Here is a 16,383-nt window from a genome sequence, read left to right as displayed (position 1 = left end):
TGGTCACGACATTTCCTTCGGGAAGATATGGCCCGCAGCCCCCAGGGGCAGGGCGTGGTCCCAGACGACTTCGCTGAGATTCAGCGGGCGGTAGAGATGCGGGAAGAGCTGATCGCGGCGCGAGGGCTCCCATTTCAGATCTGCGCCCATCGCGGTGGAGTCGAAGGCGACCAGCACCAGATCGGATTCGCCCGCGAAATGTTTCGCAGCCGTTTCGACTACCTGATCGGCGGTGGAGAAATGGATATAGCCGTCCGCAAGGTCGACCGGCGCGCCGAGCGTGTGCCCGGCTTCGCGAAATGCATCCCATTCGGGGCGGCGGAGGATTTTGTAAATCAACATGGCTTTCCCTTGCCCGAAAAAGCGCCGTCCGGTCAAGCGTGGGGCTTGTGCCGCGCGCGTAGGGGCATAGCTTTGTGCCATGTGCGGACGTATGGCCAACACTCTTCCCGTCGATGCGATGGCGCGTCTGTTCAAGGCGGTGCCGGGCAATGACGTGCCGGGTGGCGAGCGGTTCAACATCTGCCCGACCCAGAGCCTGCCGGTCTGTGTCTCCGGTGAGGGGCAGCGGCAGTTGCGGGCGATGCGCTGGGGCTTCATCCCGCATTGGTACAAGACACCGACGGACGGGCCTTTGCTGATCAATGCGCGGTCCGAGACCGTGGCGGAGAAACCTGCCTTCCGAGAAGCGATCCGGTCGCGGCGCTGCCTGATCCCGGCGGAGGGGTTTTATGAATGGCATCGCGAGGGCGAGGCGAAGCTGCCCTTCTACGTTTCGCGCACGGACGGCGCGCCGATGGTGTTCGGCGGGCTCTGGCAGGACTGGGAGAAGGGGGGCGAGTTGCTGACCACCTGCGCCATCGTGACCTTGCCGGCGGGGCCGACGCTCGCCCCGATCCATCACCGCGAGCCGCTGGTTCTCGAGCAAGCCGATTGGGCGAAATGGCTGGGCGAGGAAGGCCATGGCGCGGCGACCCTGATGCAGCCAAGGCCCGAGGGCATCCTGCAGGCGTGGCGCGTGGGGCAGGAGGTCAATTCGAACCGCGCCTCGGGGCCGGGTTTGCGCGAACCTCTTGCGGATCGCGCTTGAACGGCGCGGCGTGGACCGCTAAGGAGAGGCCAGAGCGCGGGTGTAGCTCAATGGTAGAGCCGCAGCCTTCCAAGCTGAAGACGTGGGTTCGATTCCCATCACCCGCTCCATCTCCCCCAGATCACTGCGATAGGCGTCTTTGACACAGAAAAACCGCCCGAGGGACGATCGGGCGGCTTCAGACGTTCGGGATCTGTGGATGGCGCAGGACTGCGCTCATTTGGTCAGGATCAGCTTGCCTGCCTTGGTGATGCGCAGCGTATAGACCTGACCGTCCAGCACGATATGGGCGAGGTTGCCCTTGCCGGTCAGCACCTCTGCGTCATGGACGGGTAGGGCGTTGGCGAAGCTTTCATTGATGCTCATCTGCGGCCTCCTTCGATCCGGTCGAGCGTCGCTTCGAGCGCGCTCTGGCCCGGGGGGAAACCGCTGCACAGCGCCTCGACGATGTCGCGCAGGCTCAGCGGCGGATCGATATCAACATGCGTGTCGGCCCGGTATCGGGGGCCGGGGGAAGAGGGGCGTTTCATCTCCGGTCTCCATCTCGCGAAAGCGGCTCGTCGGGGATCGACTGGCTGATGGAAATAACCTGAGTGAAATGATCGGAATTGTAAAGGCGATTCTTTTACTAAGGAATTGCACAGATCACTCTGCGCCCGCGCAGACATAATTCGGGAACCATCCGGGATCAGTTGGAAGGGCGGATCAGAACCACTGGCCGGGTTCGATCAGACCCAGATCCATGAGCTGCTGGCTCGACCAGTTGAAGCGTTCGGAATTGACCCAGGTGAAACTGTGCACGTCATAGGTCGACCCGGGATTGAACTTCAGCGCTTTCGCGACCCGGAACGAGGCGGTGGCACAGGTCAGGTTATGGTGCCAAGGGCAGGAATAGGTGTTGTATTCCTCGTCGTTGAACGTGTGATCGGGGCGCAGCTTCAGGCCGGACTTGGCGCGGAACAGGGCGATCCGGTCGATCTTGCGGCGCTGGGCGGGGACATGCTCCTCGAAGCGCCAGCGCAGCCCGCCGTAGAAATCAAGCTGCCGCTCTTTCGGATGGTCGTGGTTCTCGGGATCGAGCCGGGCCAGCGCGTAATAGCCTGCCTTGTCGAACATCGCATTCTCGGTATCGACGCCGTTCGGATGCGCCTCCAGATCGCCGGTATAGAGGTCGATCACATAGCTCAGCATCGAGGCGCGGCGTTCTTCGGTATGAAAGCTCAGTACCTCGCCGATCGAGCGGCTCTCGCAGAAGGGGAAGAACAGGTATTCCGCGTTGAAGCAGTAATAGAGCCAGGTTCCGACGGGCACGGCCGCGATGATCGGGTTGATCGCGAGGGGGGCTGCGTCGCGGCGGTTCAGCTCGAAATCGATGCGGTAGATTTTCGTCGGGCTGTCGGCGGCCAGATCGTCCGGCAGGTCCATCGCGGCATGGCCCAGAACCAGCAGCACCGGAAACCCGAGGTCGATATGGTGGCGGATCGTGCTCTCCAGCTCGACCCCGTCCTCCGCGAGGATCACGCCGACCGGGCCTTTGGACAGCGCCGCGCTCTGGCGGGTGAGAAAATCGATCAGCGAGGAATATTTCATGCCCGATGCAGCCCTTTCGCGGGGTCTTCGGGCGCAGGATCGGGGAAGGCCCGCATGAAATCAAGCCTTTACGGCCCGCGCCATGCGCGACCTTGCGGGAAAGGGTGATTTGGCTGTATCAGGCCCGCTGGAAAGACGCGCGAGGATTGGCATGAGCGACGCTCCGAAAAAGCTGCATATCAAAACCTATGGCTGTCAGATGAACGTCTATGACAGCGAGCGCATGGCCGAGGCCATGGGCGCCAAGGGCTATGAGCTGACCGACGATGTGGGCGCGGCGGATATGGTGCTGCTCAACACCTGCCATATCCGCGAGAAAGCGGCCGAGAAGGTCTATTCCGATCTGGGGCGTCTGCGTCCGTTCAAGGAGGCCAAACCCGACCTGAAGATCGGCGTCGCGGGCTGTGTCGCGCAGGCCGAGGGCGACGAGATCCTGCGGCGCTCGGATCTGGTGGATCTGGTCGTCGGCTCGCAAAGCTATCACAAGCTGCCCGAACTGGTCGCGCGGACCGATAATGGCGCGCGCCCCGTCGAGACCGAGTTCCCGCTGGAAGACAAGTTCGACCATCTGCCCGCGCGGCCCGTGCAGGCGCGCCCGACCGCGTTCCTGACGGTGCAGGAGGGCTGCGACAAGTTCTGCGCCTTCTGCGTGGTGCCTTACACGCGCGGGGCCGAGGTTTCGCGCCCGGCGGACAAGATCCTGCGTGAGGCGCAGGCGCTGGTGGAGAAAGGCGTGCGCGAGATCACGCTGCTGGGTCAGAACGTCAACGCCTATCACGGCGAAGGTGAGGGGGGTGACTGGTCGCTCGCGCGGCTGGCCCGGTCGCTTGCCAAGATCGATGGGCTGGAGCGTATCCGCTACACCACCTCGCACCCGAATGACATGGAAGACGATCTGATCGCGGCCCATGGCGACGAGCCGAAGCTGATGCCCTATCTGCATCTGCCGGTGCAATCGGGCTCGGACAAGATCCTCAAGGCGATGAACCGCAAGCATACGGCGGAGAGCTATATCCGCCTGATCGAGCGCATTCGCGCCGCGCGCCCCGACATCGTGATCTCGGGCGATTTCATCGTGGGCTTCCCCGGCGAGACCGATCAGGATTTCGAGGACACGATGGCGCTGATCCGCAAGGTCAATTACGGCATGGCCTATTCGTTCAAATACTCGCCGCGTCCGGGCACGCCCGCGGCAGGCGCGAAGGGCGCGGTGCCGGCCGAGGTCGCCGATGCGCGGCTGCAGGAGCTTCAGGCGCTTCTGACCTCGCAACAGCGGGCCTGTCAGGAGAGCATGATCGGGCGCGAAGTGAGCGTGCTCTTCGAGAAACCCGGGCGGCTGGACGGCCAGTGGGTCGGTAAGTCCGACTACCTGCAGGCGGTTCATGTCTCGGGCGAGGGGCTTGGCCCCGGCGTTCTGGCGAAGGTGCGGATCACCGGCACGGCGCCGAATTCGCTGGCGGGCGAGTTGATCTGAGCTCTCGTCGCGTCGACGCCTCAAATGAAAAGGGCCGCGTGTTCCGCGGCCCTTTTTGATTAGATAACCCTGAACGATCAGTTCGGGCCAGGCGGGTCGTTCGCGATCGCTTTCAGAAGCTCTCTACGCAGACCTTCGGGATTGCCCACGAGGCTCTCGTTCTTGCAGATCTGAGTCGCGAGGCCGTTCGCATCGCCGTAATCGTAACCGAAGGCCACCAGATCATCGACGAAGCTGCCCTGCGGGTGATCCCAGATCGTCTCGCGCCACGGGCCGCGGAAGCAGTCGATATGAATCTGTTGCTTGCGGGTCGGTCCGCAGACGGTCTGGTTGTTGACGTGATCGCGCCCGACCGGGCCGGTGTAGCAGCTCGTACCGGCCTGTGCGGCGCCAGCGAACGCCATACCGGTGAGCAACGCGGCGGCGGTGATTGCAATGGTCTTCATCTCTCGAGACTCTCCTGATCGGGCAGCGGAATAACATGCGGCGCTCAAGATCCCTCCGACCCGAGCGCCGTCAGGGTGCAGTTTGCCCTGAATAAACCTAAATTGGCGAGAGATTGTCGATATTTGCCGGGTTTGTGAGAACAATAGCCGAAAAAGACAGCGGGTGTTCCGATTGTTGCGACAGTGCTCGCGCTAGGGTTGTGGGGGCTTTGGCTTTTGCAGCCTTTTTCTGAGCCGCGGAGGCCCTTTTTTCACCGCCAGCGATTCGGGGGCCATGATGCGGTGCGGCGAAGAGGTGGCATCCTCGGTCAGCATATCGTCACGCATCCCCTTGCGAAACCAGTTTTGCCTAATAAATAGGCAATGCCGCCAAGCGGAACCGCGCCTGCGTTTTTTGGTTTCAGTTTGATGAAAATTGCTGCCGCGCCTAGGAGGGCGGGAAACCAGTGCTTGCGTGAATCCCCCGAGGCAGGCACCATATCTTTACCAAACCAGCTAAGGAGACTCTGTATTTGGGCTTCAGCGCGATCACACCCCCGCCTCGCTCTCAGGATGCTCACGAGACGCTTCTTGAGTTCCCCAACAACCGGCTGCTGATCGATCTTTGCGGTGAATTCGACCGCAACCTGGCCCAGATAGAGCACAAGCTGCAGGTTCACATCCTTCGGCGTGGCAACCAACTGGCCGTGGTGGGCGAGCCCGAAGCGCAATCGCAAGCCGCCGCCGTGCTGCATCAGTTGTATCAACGCCTTGAACAGAACAAGCCGATCGACGCCGAAGAGGTCGATGCGGCGCTGCGCATGGCCGATCTGGGCGGCACCGGGACCACGGTCGACGAGCAACTCGAGATGTTCGAGGCAGGCAAGTTCGAGATCCGCACCCGCAAGAAGCAGGTCGAGCCGCGCACCGAGGCACAGAAGGCTTATGTGAAGCATCTCTTCGAACACGAGTTGGCCTTCGGGATCGGGCCTGCGGGCACCGGCAAGACCTATCTCGCGGTGGCTGTGGGTGTGACCATGCTGATCGGTGGTCATGTCGACAAGATCATCCTGTCGCGTCCGGCCGTCGAGGCGGGCGAGCGTCTGGGCTTCCTGCCCGGCGACATGAAGGACAAGGTCGATCCTTACATGCAGCCGCTCTATGACGCGCTGAACGACTTCCTGCCGGCCAAGCAACTTGCGAAGCTGCTGGAGGAGAAGCGGATCGAGATCGCACCGCTCGCCTTCATGCGCGGTCGCACGCTGTCGAACGCCTTCGTGGTGCTGGACGAGGCGCAAAACGCCTCGACCATGCAGATGAAGATGTTCCTGACCCGTCTGGGCCAAGGCTCGCGGATGGTGATCACCGGCGACCGGTCTCAGGTGGACCTGCCGCGCGGGATGCCCTCGGGGCTGCAGGATGCAGAGCGTATCCTCGGCCATGTCGAGGGGATCAGCTTCAACTACTTCACCGCGAAAGACGTGGTGCGCCACCCGATGGTCGCGAAGATCATCGACGCCTACGACCAGGCAGAGGGCACGTAAGGCCGCGAGGCTTTCGACGGAGTTTCAATCTGCCCGCGCCTCGGCGCGGGCATTTTGGTTTGTGGTGATGTGTCTGGAAGTCTGACAGAGGGACGCGCCCGACCCTTGGGTGGGCGCTTTGTAGCGTGGGTGGCTTGGCGCTTTATCTCGCAAGCCCGAACGAAATTCGTGCCCGCGGTGACATCGCCAATGCGCCCTCCCGGGGGGAGGGTCGGGCGCGGCCCGGGGGCTGGTCGCCCCCGAACGGGTCCCCCATGAAAAACGCCCGGCCATAAAGACCGGGCGTTTTCAAATTCCATCGCGAAGAGTTCAGCTCTCGGACTTGCCTTCGAGCGCTTCGATGCGGGCCTTCAGTGCCTCGTTCTCCTCGCGCGCTTTCTGCGCCATCGCACGAACCGCGTCGAATTCCTCGCGGGTCACGAGGTCGCGGTCGGCCAGCCAGCGGTCCATCCAGCTTTTCATCGCCGTCTCGGCCTCGTCCTTCGCGCCTTGGGCCACACCCATCGCGTTGGTCATCAGCTTGGACATTTCGTCGAACATCTTGTTGGGCGGCTGCATCGGCATCCCCTTGCGGTCAATTTTTGCTTCCCTGTCTATATGGGCTGCGGCGGCCTCGCTGGCAAGGTTGACTTCCCGGCCCGCGCAGGGCTTTCTCGCGGCGATTTCTGACAGGAGACCGCCTTGCTGCCTCTCGCCATTCCCTTCCCTGATTTCGATCCGGTCGCCATCACGATCCCCGGTCTCGGCCTGCCGATCCGCTGGTATGCGCTGGCCTATATCGCGGGGCTGATCGCGGGCTGGCAGATCATCGTGGCGCTGATGAAGCGCGATACGCTCTGGCCTCAGAACCGCGCGCCGATGAAGCCGGGCAAGGTCGAGGACCTGCTGACGGCGGTGATCATCGGCGTGGTGCTGGGCGGGCGGCTTGGCTTCATCCTGTTCTATGAACCCGCGTGGTATCTGGCGCATCCGCTCGATATCGTGAAGGTCTGGCAGGGCGGCATGTCCTTCCACGGGGGCTTTCTGGGCACGCTGCTCGCGGGGTGGTGGTTCGCGCGACGGCATGACGTGCCGAAGCTGCAACTGGCCGATGCGATGGCGCTGGTCGCGCCGATCGGGCTGTTCCTCGGGCGGATCGCGAATTTCATCAAGCCGGAGCTTTGGGGGCGGCCTACGGACGTGCCGTGGGGCGTGATCTTCCCCGGTGAGCTGGCGCAGACCTGCCTCGGGATCGCGGGGCAGGTCGATGGCACCTGCGCGCGCCATCCCTCGCAGCTCTATGAGGCGGGGCTGGAGGGGCTGCTGCTGGGGCTGATACTGTGGGGCATGGTGTGGTTCGGCCGCTCGCTGAAACGCCCGGGCCTGAGCCTCGGCGTGTTCCTGATGGGCTATGGCGCCGCGCGCGCCTTTGTCGAGCTGTTCCGGCAGGGTGATCCGCAATTCGTGACCCTCGGCAATCCCTACGGCCACGTGATCCGCTTCACCGATGGCTGGGGTCTGACGATGGGGCAGGTGCTGTCGCTGCCGATGATCGCGGTGGGGCTGTATTTCGTGATCCGCGCGCTTCGGGCGCCGAAAGCCTCGTGACCCCGCTGGGCGACATCCTTGCCGCGCAGATCGCTGCGGAGGGGCCGATGCGGCTCGACCGCTATATGAGCGCCTGCCTGCTGCATCCCGAGCATGGCTATTACGCGACCCGCGATCCGTTCGGGCGCGCAGGCGATTTCATTACGGCGCCGGAGATTTCCCAGATGTTCGGCGAGATGCTGGGGCTGTGTCTGGCGCAGGCGTGGCTCGATCAGGGTCGGCCCGCGCCCTTCGTGCTGGCCGAGGCCGGGCCGGGGCGTGGCACGCTGATGGCCGATATGCTGCGCGCGATGAAGGCGGTGCCGGGGATGGTGGAGGCCGCGCAGGTCCATCTGATCGAGGCCTCGCCCACCTTGCGCGAAATCCAGCGCGAGACGCTCGCGCCGCATCATGTCACGTGGCACGAGACCATCGACGGCCTGCCCGAGGGGCCGCTGTTCCTCGTCGCGAACGAGTTTCTCGACGCGTTGCCGATCCGGCAGTTCCAGCGGGACGGCGACGGCTGGGCCGAGCGGCAGGTGGGGCTGTCCGACGACGGCACGCTGACGCCCGGCCTCGCGCCGCCGTCGCGTCTCGAGGCGTTGGAGCCGCGCATGGCCGACACCGTGCCGGGCGATGTGGTCGAGACCTGCGCAGCCGCGGTGAACTTCACCGAGACGCTAGCGGCGCGGATTGCAAACCAAGGCGGCGCGGCGCTGCTGATCGACTATGGCAACTGGCATTCCAAGGGCGACACGTTTCAGGCGCTCAAGGGCCATGAGCCCGTCGATCCGTTTGCGGAGCCCGGCGAGGCGGACCTGACCGCCCATGTCGATTTCGAGCCTCTGGCGCAGGCCGCACAAGACGCGGGGGCCGCCGTCTCGGGGATGACTGCGCAGGGCGTTCTGCTGGAGCGGCTCGGCATCACGGCACGGGCGCAGCGCCTCGCGCAGGCGTTATCGGGAGCCGCGCGCGAGACCCATATCGCCGCGCATCGCCGCTTGACCCACCCCGAGGAAATGGGTCACCTGTTCCAAGCTCTGGCCCTCGTCGCACCTGCTGCGCCGCTGCCGCCGGGGTTCGATCCGAAGACCGTCTGAGCTATTGAGGAACGCGATGTCGACGATGCTCGAAATTCTGACCTCACCCGCCTTGGGAACCGTGAAGCACGGGTTCTTCACACGCAAGGGCGGGGCCTCCTCGGGTATTTTCGCAGGGCTCAACTGCGGTCCCGGCTCGTCGGATCAAAGCGAGGCGGTGCGCACCAATCGCGCCCGGGCCGCCGATGCGATGGGCGTGGAGCTGAATGCGCTGCAAGGCGTCAATCAGGTGCATTCGCCCGATGTCGCGGTGATCGAGGAGATCACCGATCCGCCGCCGCGCGCCGATGCGGCCGTGACCAAGGTGCCGGGAATCGCGATCTCGATCCTGACCGCAGATTGCCAGCCGGTGCTGTTCTCCGATCCGAAAGCGGGCGTGATCGGCGCGGCCCATGCGGGCTGGCGCGGCGCAATGGAGGGGGTGCTGGAGAACACGCTCGACGCGATGGAGCGTCTGGGCGCGCATCGCGAGAACGTCACCGCGGTGATCGGGCCGTGCATCTCGGTCCATTCCTACGAGGTCGGCGAAGACTTCATGGAGCAGTTCCTGATGGAGGACATGGACTACAGCCGGTTCTTCTCGCCCGGGCCCTCGGGCAAGCCGCATTTCGACCTGCCGAGCTTTTCGCTGCACCGGCTGCGCGAGGCAGGCGTCGGCGAGGCGGAATGGATGCGCCGCTGCACCTATCAGGAGCCCGAGCGCTTCTATTCCTATCGCCGCACGACCCACGCGGGCGAGGTCGATTACGGGCGTCTGCTCTCGGCGATCCGGCTCTGATCCGGGCGCGCGGACAGCGCGCTACGCGGGGCGGACGGGCTTGCTGAAACAATCGACCTTGCCGCATTCCTTCGTTTCCTTGCGCGAAAAAATCCAACTCCCGCCCCATGCTGGCCCCATTGCGCGGGCAGAACAGTCCCGAACCGGATCGAAAACGATCTCGAGACGAGGGGACAAAGAGATGAACAAGACTCAACCGACCCGCCGCTGGATGAAAGCCGCCGTGGCCTCCGCACGCGACTGCGACACGCGGATGCCCTGGGCCCGCAAGGCGCGCCCTTCGCAGGCCAGCCGCCCTGTGGCGTCCGCTCCGCGCCGGGTCAGCGCCGCACAGTGACCTCCCTTCTCGCGCGGCGATCGTAATTGGTCATGCTGATCGCAATGCGAGACCTGGCCGGGCGCTGCCACGCCCGGCCATTTTCATCACCCGTCTCCAGTGTCTCTGGGGGCGGGTGATTCGCTTTGAATGTGGTGAGACTGTGGCCGTTTGTGCGCGGTCGGGAAACGTGCCGTTAGGGCAGGGGCTGACTGCTCGGCGATCACGAGACAATCGCGTCAATAATTTGACGGCCTCGCACGTTTTAGCCATGTTGTGAGCGTCTCTCTGCAACCGGTGGGGGCCGATGCAGCCGTGAGAAGACCGAAAGGCCTATCGCATGAATCTACCCCACCGGACGGCAGCTGCCGCGCTACGTCCCACCGAAACTGAACCGCCTCTGCCGCGCCCTTTGCGTGCGAGTCCGAATGCGCCGAAACGCGCCCTGCGCGCCTCCGCGATGACCCGCCGCTATGCCGCGTGGTGGCTGGAGGCGAACGGCTTCATCGAAGAAACCTCCCGCGTCGCCCCGGCGATTCCGCTGTTCGAAGAGGCGTTCTCCGCTTTGGCGCGCGGTGCCGTGATCGCGACCGAGGAAGGCCCGGTCTCGGTTGAGGATCTGGTGCCCGGGATGCGGGTTCTGACCGCCGACGAGCGCGTCGAGACCGTCACCTGGAAAGGGTCGATGACGATGTTCCCGGCCGCGAAGGACGTGGCCGCGCGGATGATCCGCGTGACCGCCGAAGCCTTCGGACACGGCCGCCCGTCGCAGGATCTGGTGCTGGGCCCGCATGCGCGGATCTGCCTGCGCGATGCCCGGCTGCGCGGGCGTCTGGGGATCGAGGCGGCCTATGCGCCGATCGCGGCCTTCGTCGATGGGGTGAGTGTCATCGAGGTCACGCCGATCTCGCCAGTCTCCGCCTATCATCTGGTGCTCGAGCAACATGGCTCGCTCAAGGTCGGTGGCATGGAGGTCGAGAGCTTCCATCCCGGCGAAGGGTTCGAGCGGATGATCGACCCGCGGATGGTCGAGCTTTTCCTCGCGCTGTTTCCGCAGATGGACAAACTGCGCGAGTTCGGCCCGCTCGCCGCGCCGCGACTGACCCGGTTCGAGGTCGAAGAAATGCTAATCTGATCGGGGCCTTCAGGGGTAAAGGTTCCGGTTGGAGTTGACAGTGCTTGTGGGGAGCCGGTCACGGAAACGCCGCGCGTTGAGAACCTCGCGCGGCGTTTTTTCGTTTTCAGAAAAGGGGTGGGAGAGTTACTCCTCCATCGCCTCCAGCTCGTCGATGAAGCCTTCGATCATCGACAGGCCCTTGTCCCAGAAGGCCGGGTCGGACGCATCGAGGCCGAAGGGCGCGAGCAGTTCCTTGTGGTGCATCGAGCCACCCGCTTCCAGCATCGCGAAATACTTGTCCTGGAAGCCCTCGGGCGCGGCCTCGTAGGCGGCGTAGAGCGCGTTCACCAGACCGTCGCCGAAAGCGTAGGCATAGACGTAGAAGGGCGAGTGGACGAAGTGCGGGATGTAGGACCAGAAGGTCTCATAGCCCTCCATGAACTCGAATGCCGGGCCGAGGCTTTCGCCCTGCACCGACATCCACAGCGCGTTGATATCCTCGGGCGTCAGCTCCCCTTCGGCGCGGGCTGCATGCAGCTTGCACTCGAAATCGTAGAAGGCGATCTGGCGGACGACCGTGTTGATCATGTCCTCGACCTTGCCGGCCAGAAGCGTCTTGCGCTCTTCCTTGGTCGTCGCGGCGGCCAGCAGCTTGCGGAAGGTCAGCATCTCGCCGAAGACCGACGCCGTCTCGGCCAGCGTCAGCGGCGTGTTGGCCAGCATCTCGCCCTGTTTTGCGGCCAGTACCTGATGGACACCGTGGCCCAGCTCATGCGCCAGCGTCATCACGTCGCGCGGTTTGCCGAGGTAGTTGAGCATCACATAGGGGTGGACGGTCGTCACGGTCGGATGCGCGAAGGCGCCCGGTGCCTTGCCCGGCTTCACGCCCGCATCGATCCAGCCTTTGTCGAAGAAGGGCTGTGCGATGTCGGCCATGCGCGGATCGAAGCCGGAATAGGCATCAAGGACGGTGTCCTTCGCCTCGTCCCACATGATGTCGCGCGGGGCCTCGGTGGGCAGCGGCGCGTTGCGGTCCCAGATCTGCAGCTTGTCGAGGCCGAGCCATTTCGCTTTCAGCTTGTAGTAGCGATGCGACAGGCGCGGGTAGGCCGCGACCACGGCGTCGCGCAGCGCTTGCACCACTTCCGGCTCCACGTCGTTCGACAGGTGGCGACCGGTCTGCGGGGTCGGCATCTTGCGCCAGCGATCCTCGATTTCCTTTTCCTTCGCCAGCGTATTGTGGATGCGCGAGAAGGTGCGGATGTTCTCGCCGAACACATTCGCCAGCTCCTTCGCCGCCGCTTCGCGCTTTTCGCGATTGTGGTCGGAGAGAAGGGTGGTGGTGGCCTCAAGGCTCAGCTTTTCGCCCTGCACCTCGAATTCCAGCGCTGCGGTGGTCTCGTCGAAGAGGCGGTTCCAGGCGGCGGCGCCGACGACCGATTGATCGTGGAGGAATTTCTCCAGCTCGTCGGAGAGCTGATAGGGCTTCATCGCGCGCATCCGGTCAAACACCGGCTTGTAGCGGGCGACTTTCGAATCGGCGAAGACGGCCTCGTAGGTCTCGTCCGGGATGCGGTTGAATTCGAGGCTGAAGAAGACGAGCGGCGTGGTGTAGGTGGTGATCTTGTCCTGCGCATCGGACAGCAGCTTCACCCGCGCCGGGTCGGTCGTGTTCTGGTAATAGCGCAGGCCCGTATAGGACATCACGCGGCCCGCTTTCTCGTCGATTTCCTCGTAGCGCTTGATGCACTCTGCCATGCCCGCGGCATCAAGATCGGCCAGCTTGCCTTCGTAATCGGCGGCGAACTCGGCGCAGGCTTTTTCCAGCCATGCCATGTCCTTGGTCAGTTCCGGCGCGTCGGGTGCGGGGTAGAGATCGCTCAGATCCCATTCGGGCAGATCGCCGAACGCCCCTGCATTTGAATTCGCATCGAAAACGGGGCGGCGGGGTGTGAGCGTCATGAGGTTCCTCGTGTCTGATCGGTTGCTTTCCAGATAGGGGCAGGGGCGCCGCCCTGACAAGGGCGCGGGGTCGCTCGGTGCTGCACAATTTTTCGGCAGATGCTATGAAATGAACTTTTCCCGGACGCGGCGCGTTGCATAACATCGGCCATCGCCTTTTACTCGCGGGGTACAGGGCCTAGACATAAATAAAAGACTAGGGGGACTTAACCGGCGCGATGACAGAGTATTTCAACGAGATGTTCGACGGCGGCAAAGTGCGTCAGCCCTATAACGGGCTCGACGGCTGGATGCGCGAAATGCCGTCCGAGTTGCGCGCGATGAAGCAAGCCGAGGCGGAGGCGCTGTTTCGCAGGATCGGCATCACTTTCGCCGTCTATGGCGAGGGCGGCGATCCGGACCGTCTGATTCCCTTCGACATGTTTCCGCGCGTCTTCACCCAACCCGAATGGCGCAAGCTGGAGCGCGGCATCAAGCAGCGTGCCCGGGCGCTGAATGCCTTTCTGCTCGACGTCTACGGGCGCGGCGAGATCGTGCGGGCGGGGCGAATCCCGGCACGGCTGGTCTATCAGAACGACGCTTACGAACGCGCGGTTTCGGGCTTTATCCCTCCGCGTGGCATCTACAGCCATATCGTTGGGGTCGATCTGGTGCGCACCGGGCCCGATCAGTTCTATGTGCTCGAAGATAACTGCCGCACCCCGTCAGGCGTCTCTTACATGCTGGAGAATCGCGAGATCATGATGCGGATGTTCCCGCAGCTGTTCCGCGAGAACCGGATCGAGCCGGTGGATGGCTATTCGGATGCGTTGCGCCGCACCTTGGCCTCGGTCGCGCCGACGAAATGCGAGGGCGAGCCGACGGTCGCGATCCTCACGCCGGGCCATTTCAACTCGGCCTATTACGAGCATTCCTTCCTCGCCGACCTGATGGGCGTCGAGCTGGTGGAAGGGCCGGACCTGTTCTGCGAGGGCGGCTTCTGCTGGATGCGCACGACGGAAGGCCCGAAGAAGCTCGACGTGATCTATCGCCGGATCGACGACGCATTCCTCGACCCGCTCTGCTTCCGCCCGGATTCGATGCTGGGCATTCCGGGGCTGATGGATGTCTACCGCTCGGGCGGCGTTTCGATCTGCTCGGCGCCCGGGGCCGGCGTGGCCGACGACAAGGCGATCTATACGTTCGTGCCGGAAATGGTGCGCTTCTATCTGGGCGAAGAGCCGCTTCTGGAAAACGTGCCGACCTGGCAATGCGCCAAGAAGGACGACTGCAAATACGTTCTCGAAAACCTTTCCGAACTGGTGGTGAAAGAGGTCCACGGCTCGGGCGGTTACGGGATGCTCGTCGGTCCGAAATCGACCAAGGAGCAGATCGAGAATTTCCGCCACAAGATCGAGGACAACCCCGAGAATTACATCGCCCAGCCGACGCTAGCGCTGTCGACCACGCCGACCTTCGTGGAAGAGGGCGTGGCGCCGCGTCACGTCGATCTGCGGCCCTATTGCCTTGTCGGCGAGAAGGTCGAGTTGGTCCCCGGCGGGCTGACCCGCGTCGCGCTGACCGAAGGGTCGCTCGTCGTGAACTCCTCGCAGGGCGGGGGCGTGAAAGACACCTGGGTTTTGGCGGAGTGATCGGATGCTGAGTAGAACCGCTGAAAACCTGTTCTGGGTCGCGCGCTACATGGAGCGCGCGGAGACGATGGCACGGCTTCTGGAGGTCGGCGCGCGGATCGCGCTGACGCCCTCGACCGGGCATGGCTACCGCTCGGAATGGGAGAGCCTGCTGCAAGCCTCGGGCACCGCCGACGGCTTCTCCGAGAAGTACGGCGACCCGGTGCAGCGCAATATAGAGAGCTACCTGTTCTTTGACCGCGACAACCCGTCCTCTGTGGTGTCCTGCATCGAGCGGGCGCGGGAAAACGCCCGCATCGTGCGCACGGCGATCACCGGTCAGGTCTGGGATACGCTCAACACGGCGTTTCAGGAAATCCGCCAGATCGAGCGCCAGCCGCGCTCGGAATGGGAAATTACCGAGCTCTGCGAGTGGGTGGCCCGGCAATCGGCGCTGCTGCGCGGGGCGATGGACGGCACGATGCTGCGCAATGACGGGTTCTTCTTCATGAACCTCGGCTATGCGCTGGAGCGGGCGGACAACACTGCGCGTCTGATCGACGTGAAGTACTTCGTGCTGCTGCCCTCGGTGGAGATGGTGGGCTCCGGCCTCGACAACTACCAATGGCAGGTGCTGCTGCGCGCGCTGCAATCCTACCGGGCCTTCCACTGGGCCTATGGCGGCGAGCTGACGGCGTCGAAGATCATGCATTTCCTGATCCTCAACCCGGCCAGTCCGCGCTCGCTGATTTCGGCCACGCGCAAGGCGATGCACCATCTCGACAATCTCGAAAGCTTCTACGAGGTCGAGCCGGGCACCGGCCTGCCGCAGATGCGCGCCAAGGCGATCATGACCGAGCTGAACCAGACGCAGGTCGCCGAAATTATCGACGAAGGCCTGCATGAGTTCCTCACCCGCTTCATCGGCGAGGTCGGGCAGCTTACCGCGCTCGTTCAGCAAACCTACTTGTCGGGAGATGCGCGATGATCCTCACCGTCAACCATGTCACCACTTATGATTACGACGCGCCGATGGGCGCTGCGGTGCAATCTTTGCGCATGTTCCCCTCGCGCTTCGAGGGCCAGCGTGTGATCGAATGGGACGTCTCGGTCGAAGGCGGTCTCCGGGGTGGATCGTTCCGCGACGGCGCGGGCGACCGGGTCGAGGGCTGGTCGATCCGTCCGCCGGTCGACGAGGTCGCGATCACCGTGAAAGGGCAGGTCGAGACTTTCGACACCTCGGGCGTGCTGCGCGGTCACCGCGAGCTGGTGCATCCGATGGCGTATCTGCGCGAGACCGTCGCGACCTGGATCGACGACAGTCTGGCGGCGCTTGCGGAAGAGGCCGTTGCAGGGGCCACGGAAGATCTCAACCGGGCGCATCGCCTGAGCGCTGCGATCTCCGAGGCGATCGCCTACAAGCCGGGTGCCACCCATTCGCACACCACCGCCGCCGAGGCGCTGGCGCAGGGCGAGGGGGTCTGTCAGGACCACGCCCACGCTCTGGTCGCTGTCGCCCGCTGCGTCGATCTGCCCGCGCGCTATGTCTCGGGCTACCTCTTCGCGACCGATGACGGCACACCGCACGAGGCCGCGCATGCCTGGGGCGAGATCTGGGTCGCAGGGATCGGCTGGATCGGCTTCGACCCGGCGAACAAATGCTGCCCGGACGAGCGCTATATCCGTCTTGGCTCCGGGTTGGATGCGCGCGAGGCCGCGCCGATCCGTGGCATCACCCAAGGCTCGGGTGAGGAGCGACTGCACGTCACAGTTGCCTTGGACCAAGTCCAGCAATAGATTGCGCGCTTGTC

18 protein-coding genes and 1 tRNA gene are annotated in these 16,383 nt (G+C 64.0%); 12 read left to right on the top strand and 7 right to left on the bottom strand.

Features of this window, described 5'->3' with window-relative positions; genetic code table 11:
* Positions 1-3: 3 nt before the first annotated feature.
* On the bottom strand, positions 4-342 hold the full coding sequence (locus BMI91_RS09220; protein ID WP_078520541.1) for a DUF952 domain-containing protein: 339 nt from the start codon (positions 340-342) through the stop codon (positions 4-6).
* 79 nt (positions 343-421) lie between these two features.
* On the opposite strand from BMI91_RS09220, the gene BMI91_RS09215 reads away from it, so the two are divergent.
* Both BMI91_RS09215 and BMI91_RS09210 read left to right on the top strand, forming a co-directional pair.
* The gene (locus tag BMI91_RS09215) at positions 422-1,090 is read left to right on the top strand and encodes an SOS response-associated peptidase (RefSeq protein ID WP_078604749.1); all 669 of its coding nucleotides are present in this window, start codon (positions 422-424) and stop codon (positions 1,088-1,090) included.
* 36 nt (positions 1,091-1,126) lie between these two features.
* Positions 1,127-1,200, top strand: a tRNA-Gly gene (locus tag BMI91_RS09210).
* Between the two features lie 106 nt (positions 1,201-1,306).
* On the opposite strand, the gene hemP is transcribed toward BMI91_RS09210, so the two are convergent.
* The 3 genes from hemP to BMI91_RS09200 all read right to left on the bottom strand — a co-directional run bounded on the left by hemP (position 1,307) and on the right by BMI91_RS09200 (position 2,680).
* Positions 1,307-1,456 carry a hemin uptake protein HemP gene (hemP, locus tag BMI91_RS09205; RefSeq protein ID WP_075774069.1) on the bottom strand — a complete coding sequence of 50 codons (150 nt, stop codon included), beginning with the start codon at positions 1,454-1,456 and terminating at the stop codon, positions 1,307-1,309.
* Positions 1,453-1,620, bottom strand: a complete 168-nt coding sequence (locus tag BMI91_RS20035) for a hypothetical protein (protein ID WP_158522126.1) — start codon at positions 1,618-1,620, stop codon at positions 1,453-1,455. The genes hemP and BMI91_RS20035 overlap by 4 nt, the downstream gene beginning before the upstream one ends.
* A gap of 175 nt (positions 1,621-1,795) precedes the next feature.
* A complete protein-coding gene (locus BMI91_RS09200) occupies positions 1,796-2,680 on the bottom strand; it encodes a glycosyltransferase family protein (protein ID WP_078604748.1) in 885 nt (294 codons plus the stop codon).
* 151 nt (positions 2,681-2,831) lie between these two features.
* On the opposite strand from BMI91_RS09200, the gene miaB reads away from it, so the two are divergent.
* Positions 2,832-4,154, top strand: coding sequence for a tRNA (N6-isopentenyl adenosine(37)-C2)-methylthiotransferase MiaB (gene miaB / locus BMI91_RS09195; protein ID WP_078604747.1), 1,323 nt, complete (start codon positions 2,832-2,834; stop codon positions 4,152-4,154).
* 77 nt (positions 4,155-4,231) lie between these two features.
* Here miaB and BMI91_RS09190 read toward each other — a convergent pair whose 3' ends face one another.
* Positions 4,232-4,600 carry a hypothetical protein gene (locus tag BMI91_RS09190; protein ID WP_078542121.1) on the bottom strand — a complete coding sequence of 123 codons (369 nt, stop codon included), beginning with the start codon at positions 4,598-4,600 and terminating at the stop codon, positions 4,232-4,234.
* A gap of 512 nt (positions 4,601-5,112) precedes the next feature.
* On the opposite strand from BMI91_RS09190, the gene BMI91_RS09185 reads away from it, so the two are divergent.
* Positions 5,113-6,123 carry a PhoH family protein gene (locus tag BMI91_RS09185; RefSeq protein WP_078520536.1) on the top strand — a complete coding sequence of 337 codons (1,011 nt, stop codon included), beginning with the start codon at positions 5,113-5,115 and terminating at the stop codon, positions 6,121-6,123.
* 309 nt (positions 6,124-6,432) lie between these two features.
* On the opposite strand, the gene BMI91_RS09180 is transcribed toward BMI91_RS09185, so the two are convergent.
* Complete coding sequence (locus tag BMI91_RS09180) at positions 6,433-6,681, bottom strand: accessory factor UbiK family protein (RefSeq protein WP_078520603.1); 249 nt, start codon at positions 6,679-6,681, stop codon at positions 6,433-6,435.
* Between the two features lie 126 nt (positions 6,682-6,807).
* On the opposite strand from BMI91_RS09180, the gene lgt reads away from it, so the two are divergent.
* The 5 genes from lgt (at position 6,808) to BMI91_RS09160 (ending at position 11,018) form a co-directional block, all read left to right on the top strand.
* Complete coding sequence (lgt, locus tag BMI91_RS09175) at positions 6,808-7,710, top strand: prolipoprotein diacylglyceryl transferase (protein ID WP_093477065.1); 903 nt, start codon at positions 6,808-6,810, stop codon at positions 7,708-7,710.
* A complete protein-coding gene (locus tag BMI91_RS09170) occupies positions 7,707-8,789 on the top strand; it encodes a class I SAM-dependent methyltransferase (protein ID WP_078604745.1) in 1,083 nt (360 codons plus the stop codon). The genes lgt and BMI91_RS09170 overlap by 4 nt, the downstream gene beginning before the upstream one ends.
* A gap of 25 nt (positions 8,790-8,814) precedes the next feature.
* The gene (gene pgeF / locus BMI91_RS09165; protein WP_078605105.1) at positions 8,815-9,567 is read left to right on the top strand and encodes a peptidoglycan editing factor PgeF; all 753 of its coding nucleotides are present in this window, start codon (positions 8,815-8,817) and stop codon (positions 9,565-9,567) included.
* A 181-nt stretch (positions 9,568-9,748) separates the two neighbouring features.
* The gene (locus tag BMI91_RS20030) at positions 9,749-9,904 is read left to right on the top strand and encodes a hypothetical protein (RefSeq protein WP_158522125.1); all 156 of its coding nucleotides are present in this window, start codon (positions 9,749-9,751) and stop codon (positions 9,902-9,904) included.
* Between the two features lie 439 nt (positions 9,905-10,343).
* Positions 10,344-11,018: a Hint domain-containing protein gene (locus BMI91_RS09160; protein WP_158522124.1), complete on the top strand. Its 675-nt coding sequence runs from the start codon at positions 10,344-10,346 to the stop codon at positions 11,016-11,018.
* Between the two features lie 126 nt (positions 11,019-11,144).
* Here BMI91_RS09160 and BMI91_RS09155 read toward each other — a convergent pair whose 3' ends face one another.
* Entirely contained in the window at positions 11,145-12,962 is a 1,818-nt protein-coding gene (locus BMI91_RS09155) for a M3 family oligoendopeptidase (RefSeq protein WP_078604743.1), read from the bottom strand.
* A 218-nt stretch (positions 12,963-13,180) separates the two neighbouring features.
* Here BMI91_RS09155 and BMI91_RS09150 point away from each other — a divergent pair, with 218 nt between their 5' ends.
* Genes BMI91_RS09150 through BMI91_RS09140 form a run of 3 tightly spaced genes read left to right on the top strand, consistent with a single transcriptional unit; the run spans position 13,181 to position 16,369 of the window.
* Positions 13,181-14,593 (top strand): circularly permuted type 2 ATP-grasp protein, encoded by a 1,413-nt coding sequence (locus tag BMI91_RS09150; RefSeq protein WP_078548686.1) that lies wholly within the window; start codon positions 13,181-13,183, stop codon positions 14,591-14,593.
* Positions 14,594-14,597: 4 nt separating this feature from the next.
* Positions 14,598-15,560: an alpha-E domain-containing protein gene (locus BMI91_RS09145; RefSeq protein WP_078520529.1), complete on the top strand. Its 963-nt coding sequence runs from the start codon at positions 14,598-14,600 to the stop codon at positions 15,558-15,560.
* The gene (locus tag BMI91_RS09140; RefSeq protein ID WP_078542114.1) at positions 15,557-16,369 is read left to right on the top strand and encodes a transglutaminase family protein; all 813 of its coding nucleotides are present in this window, start codon (positions 15,557-15,559) and stop codon (positions 16,367-16,369) included. The genes BMI91_RS09145 and BMI91_RS09140 overlap by 4 nt, the downstream gene beginning before the upstream one ends.
* The last annotated feature ends 14 nt before the right edge of the window (positions 16,370-16,383 follow it).

This window comes from Thioclava sediminum (genome assembly GCF_002020355.1).
GTDB lineage: Bacteria > Pseudomonadota > Alphaproteobacteria > Rhodobacterales > Rhodobacteraceae > Thioclava > Thioclava sediminum.
The sequence above is the reverse complement of the archived record's forward strand: the minus strand, read 5'-3'. Positions and strand labels throughout refer to the sequence as shown.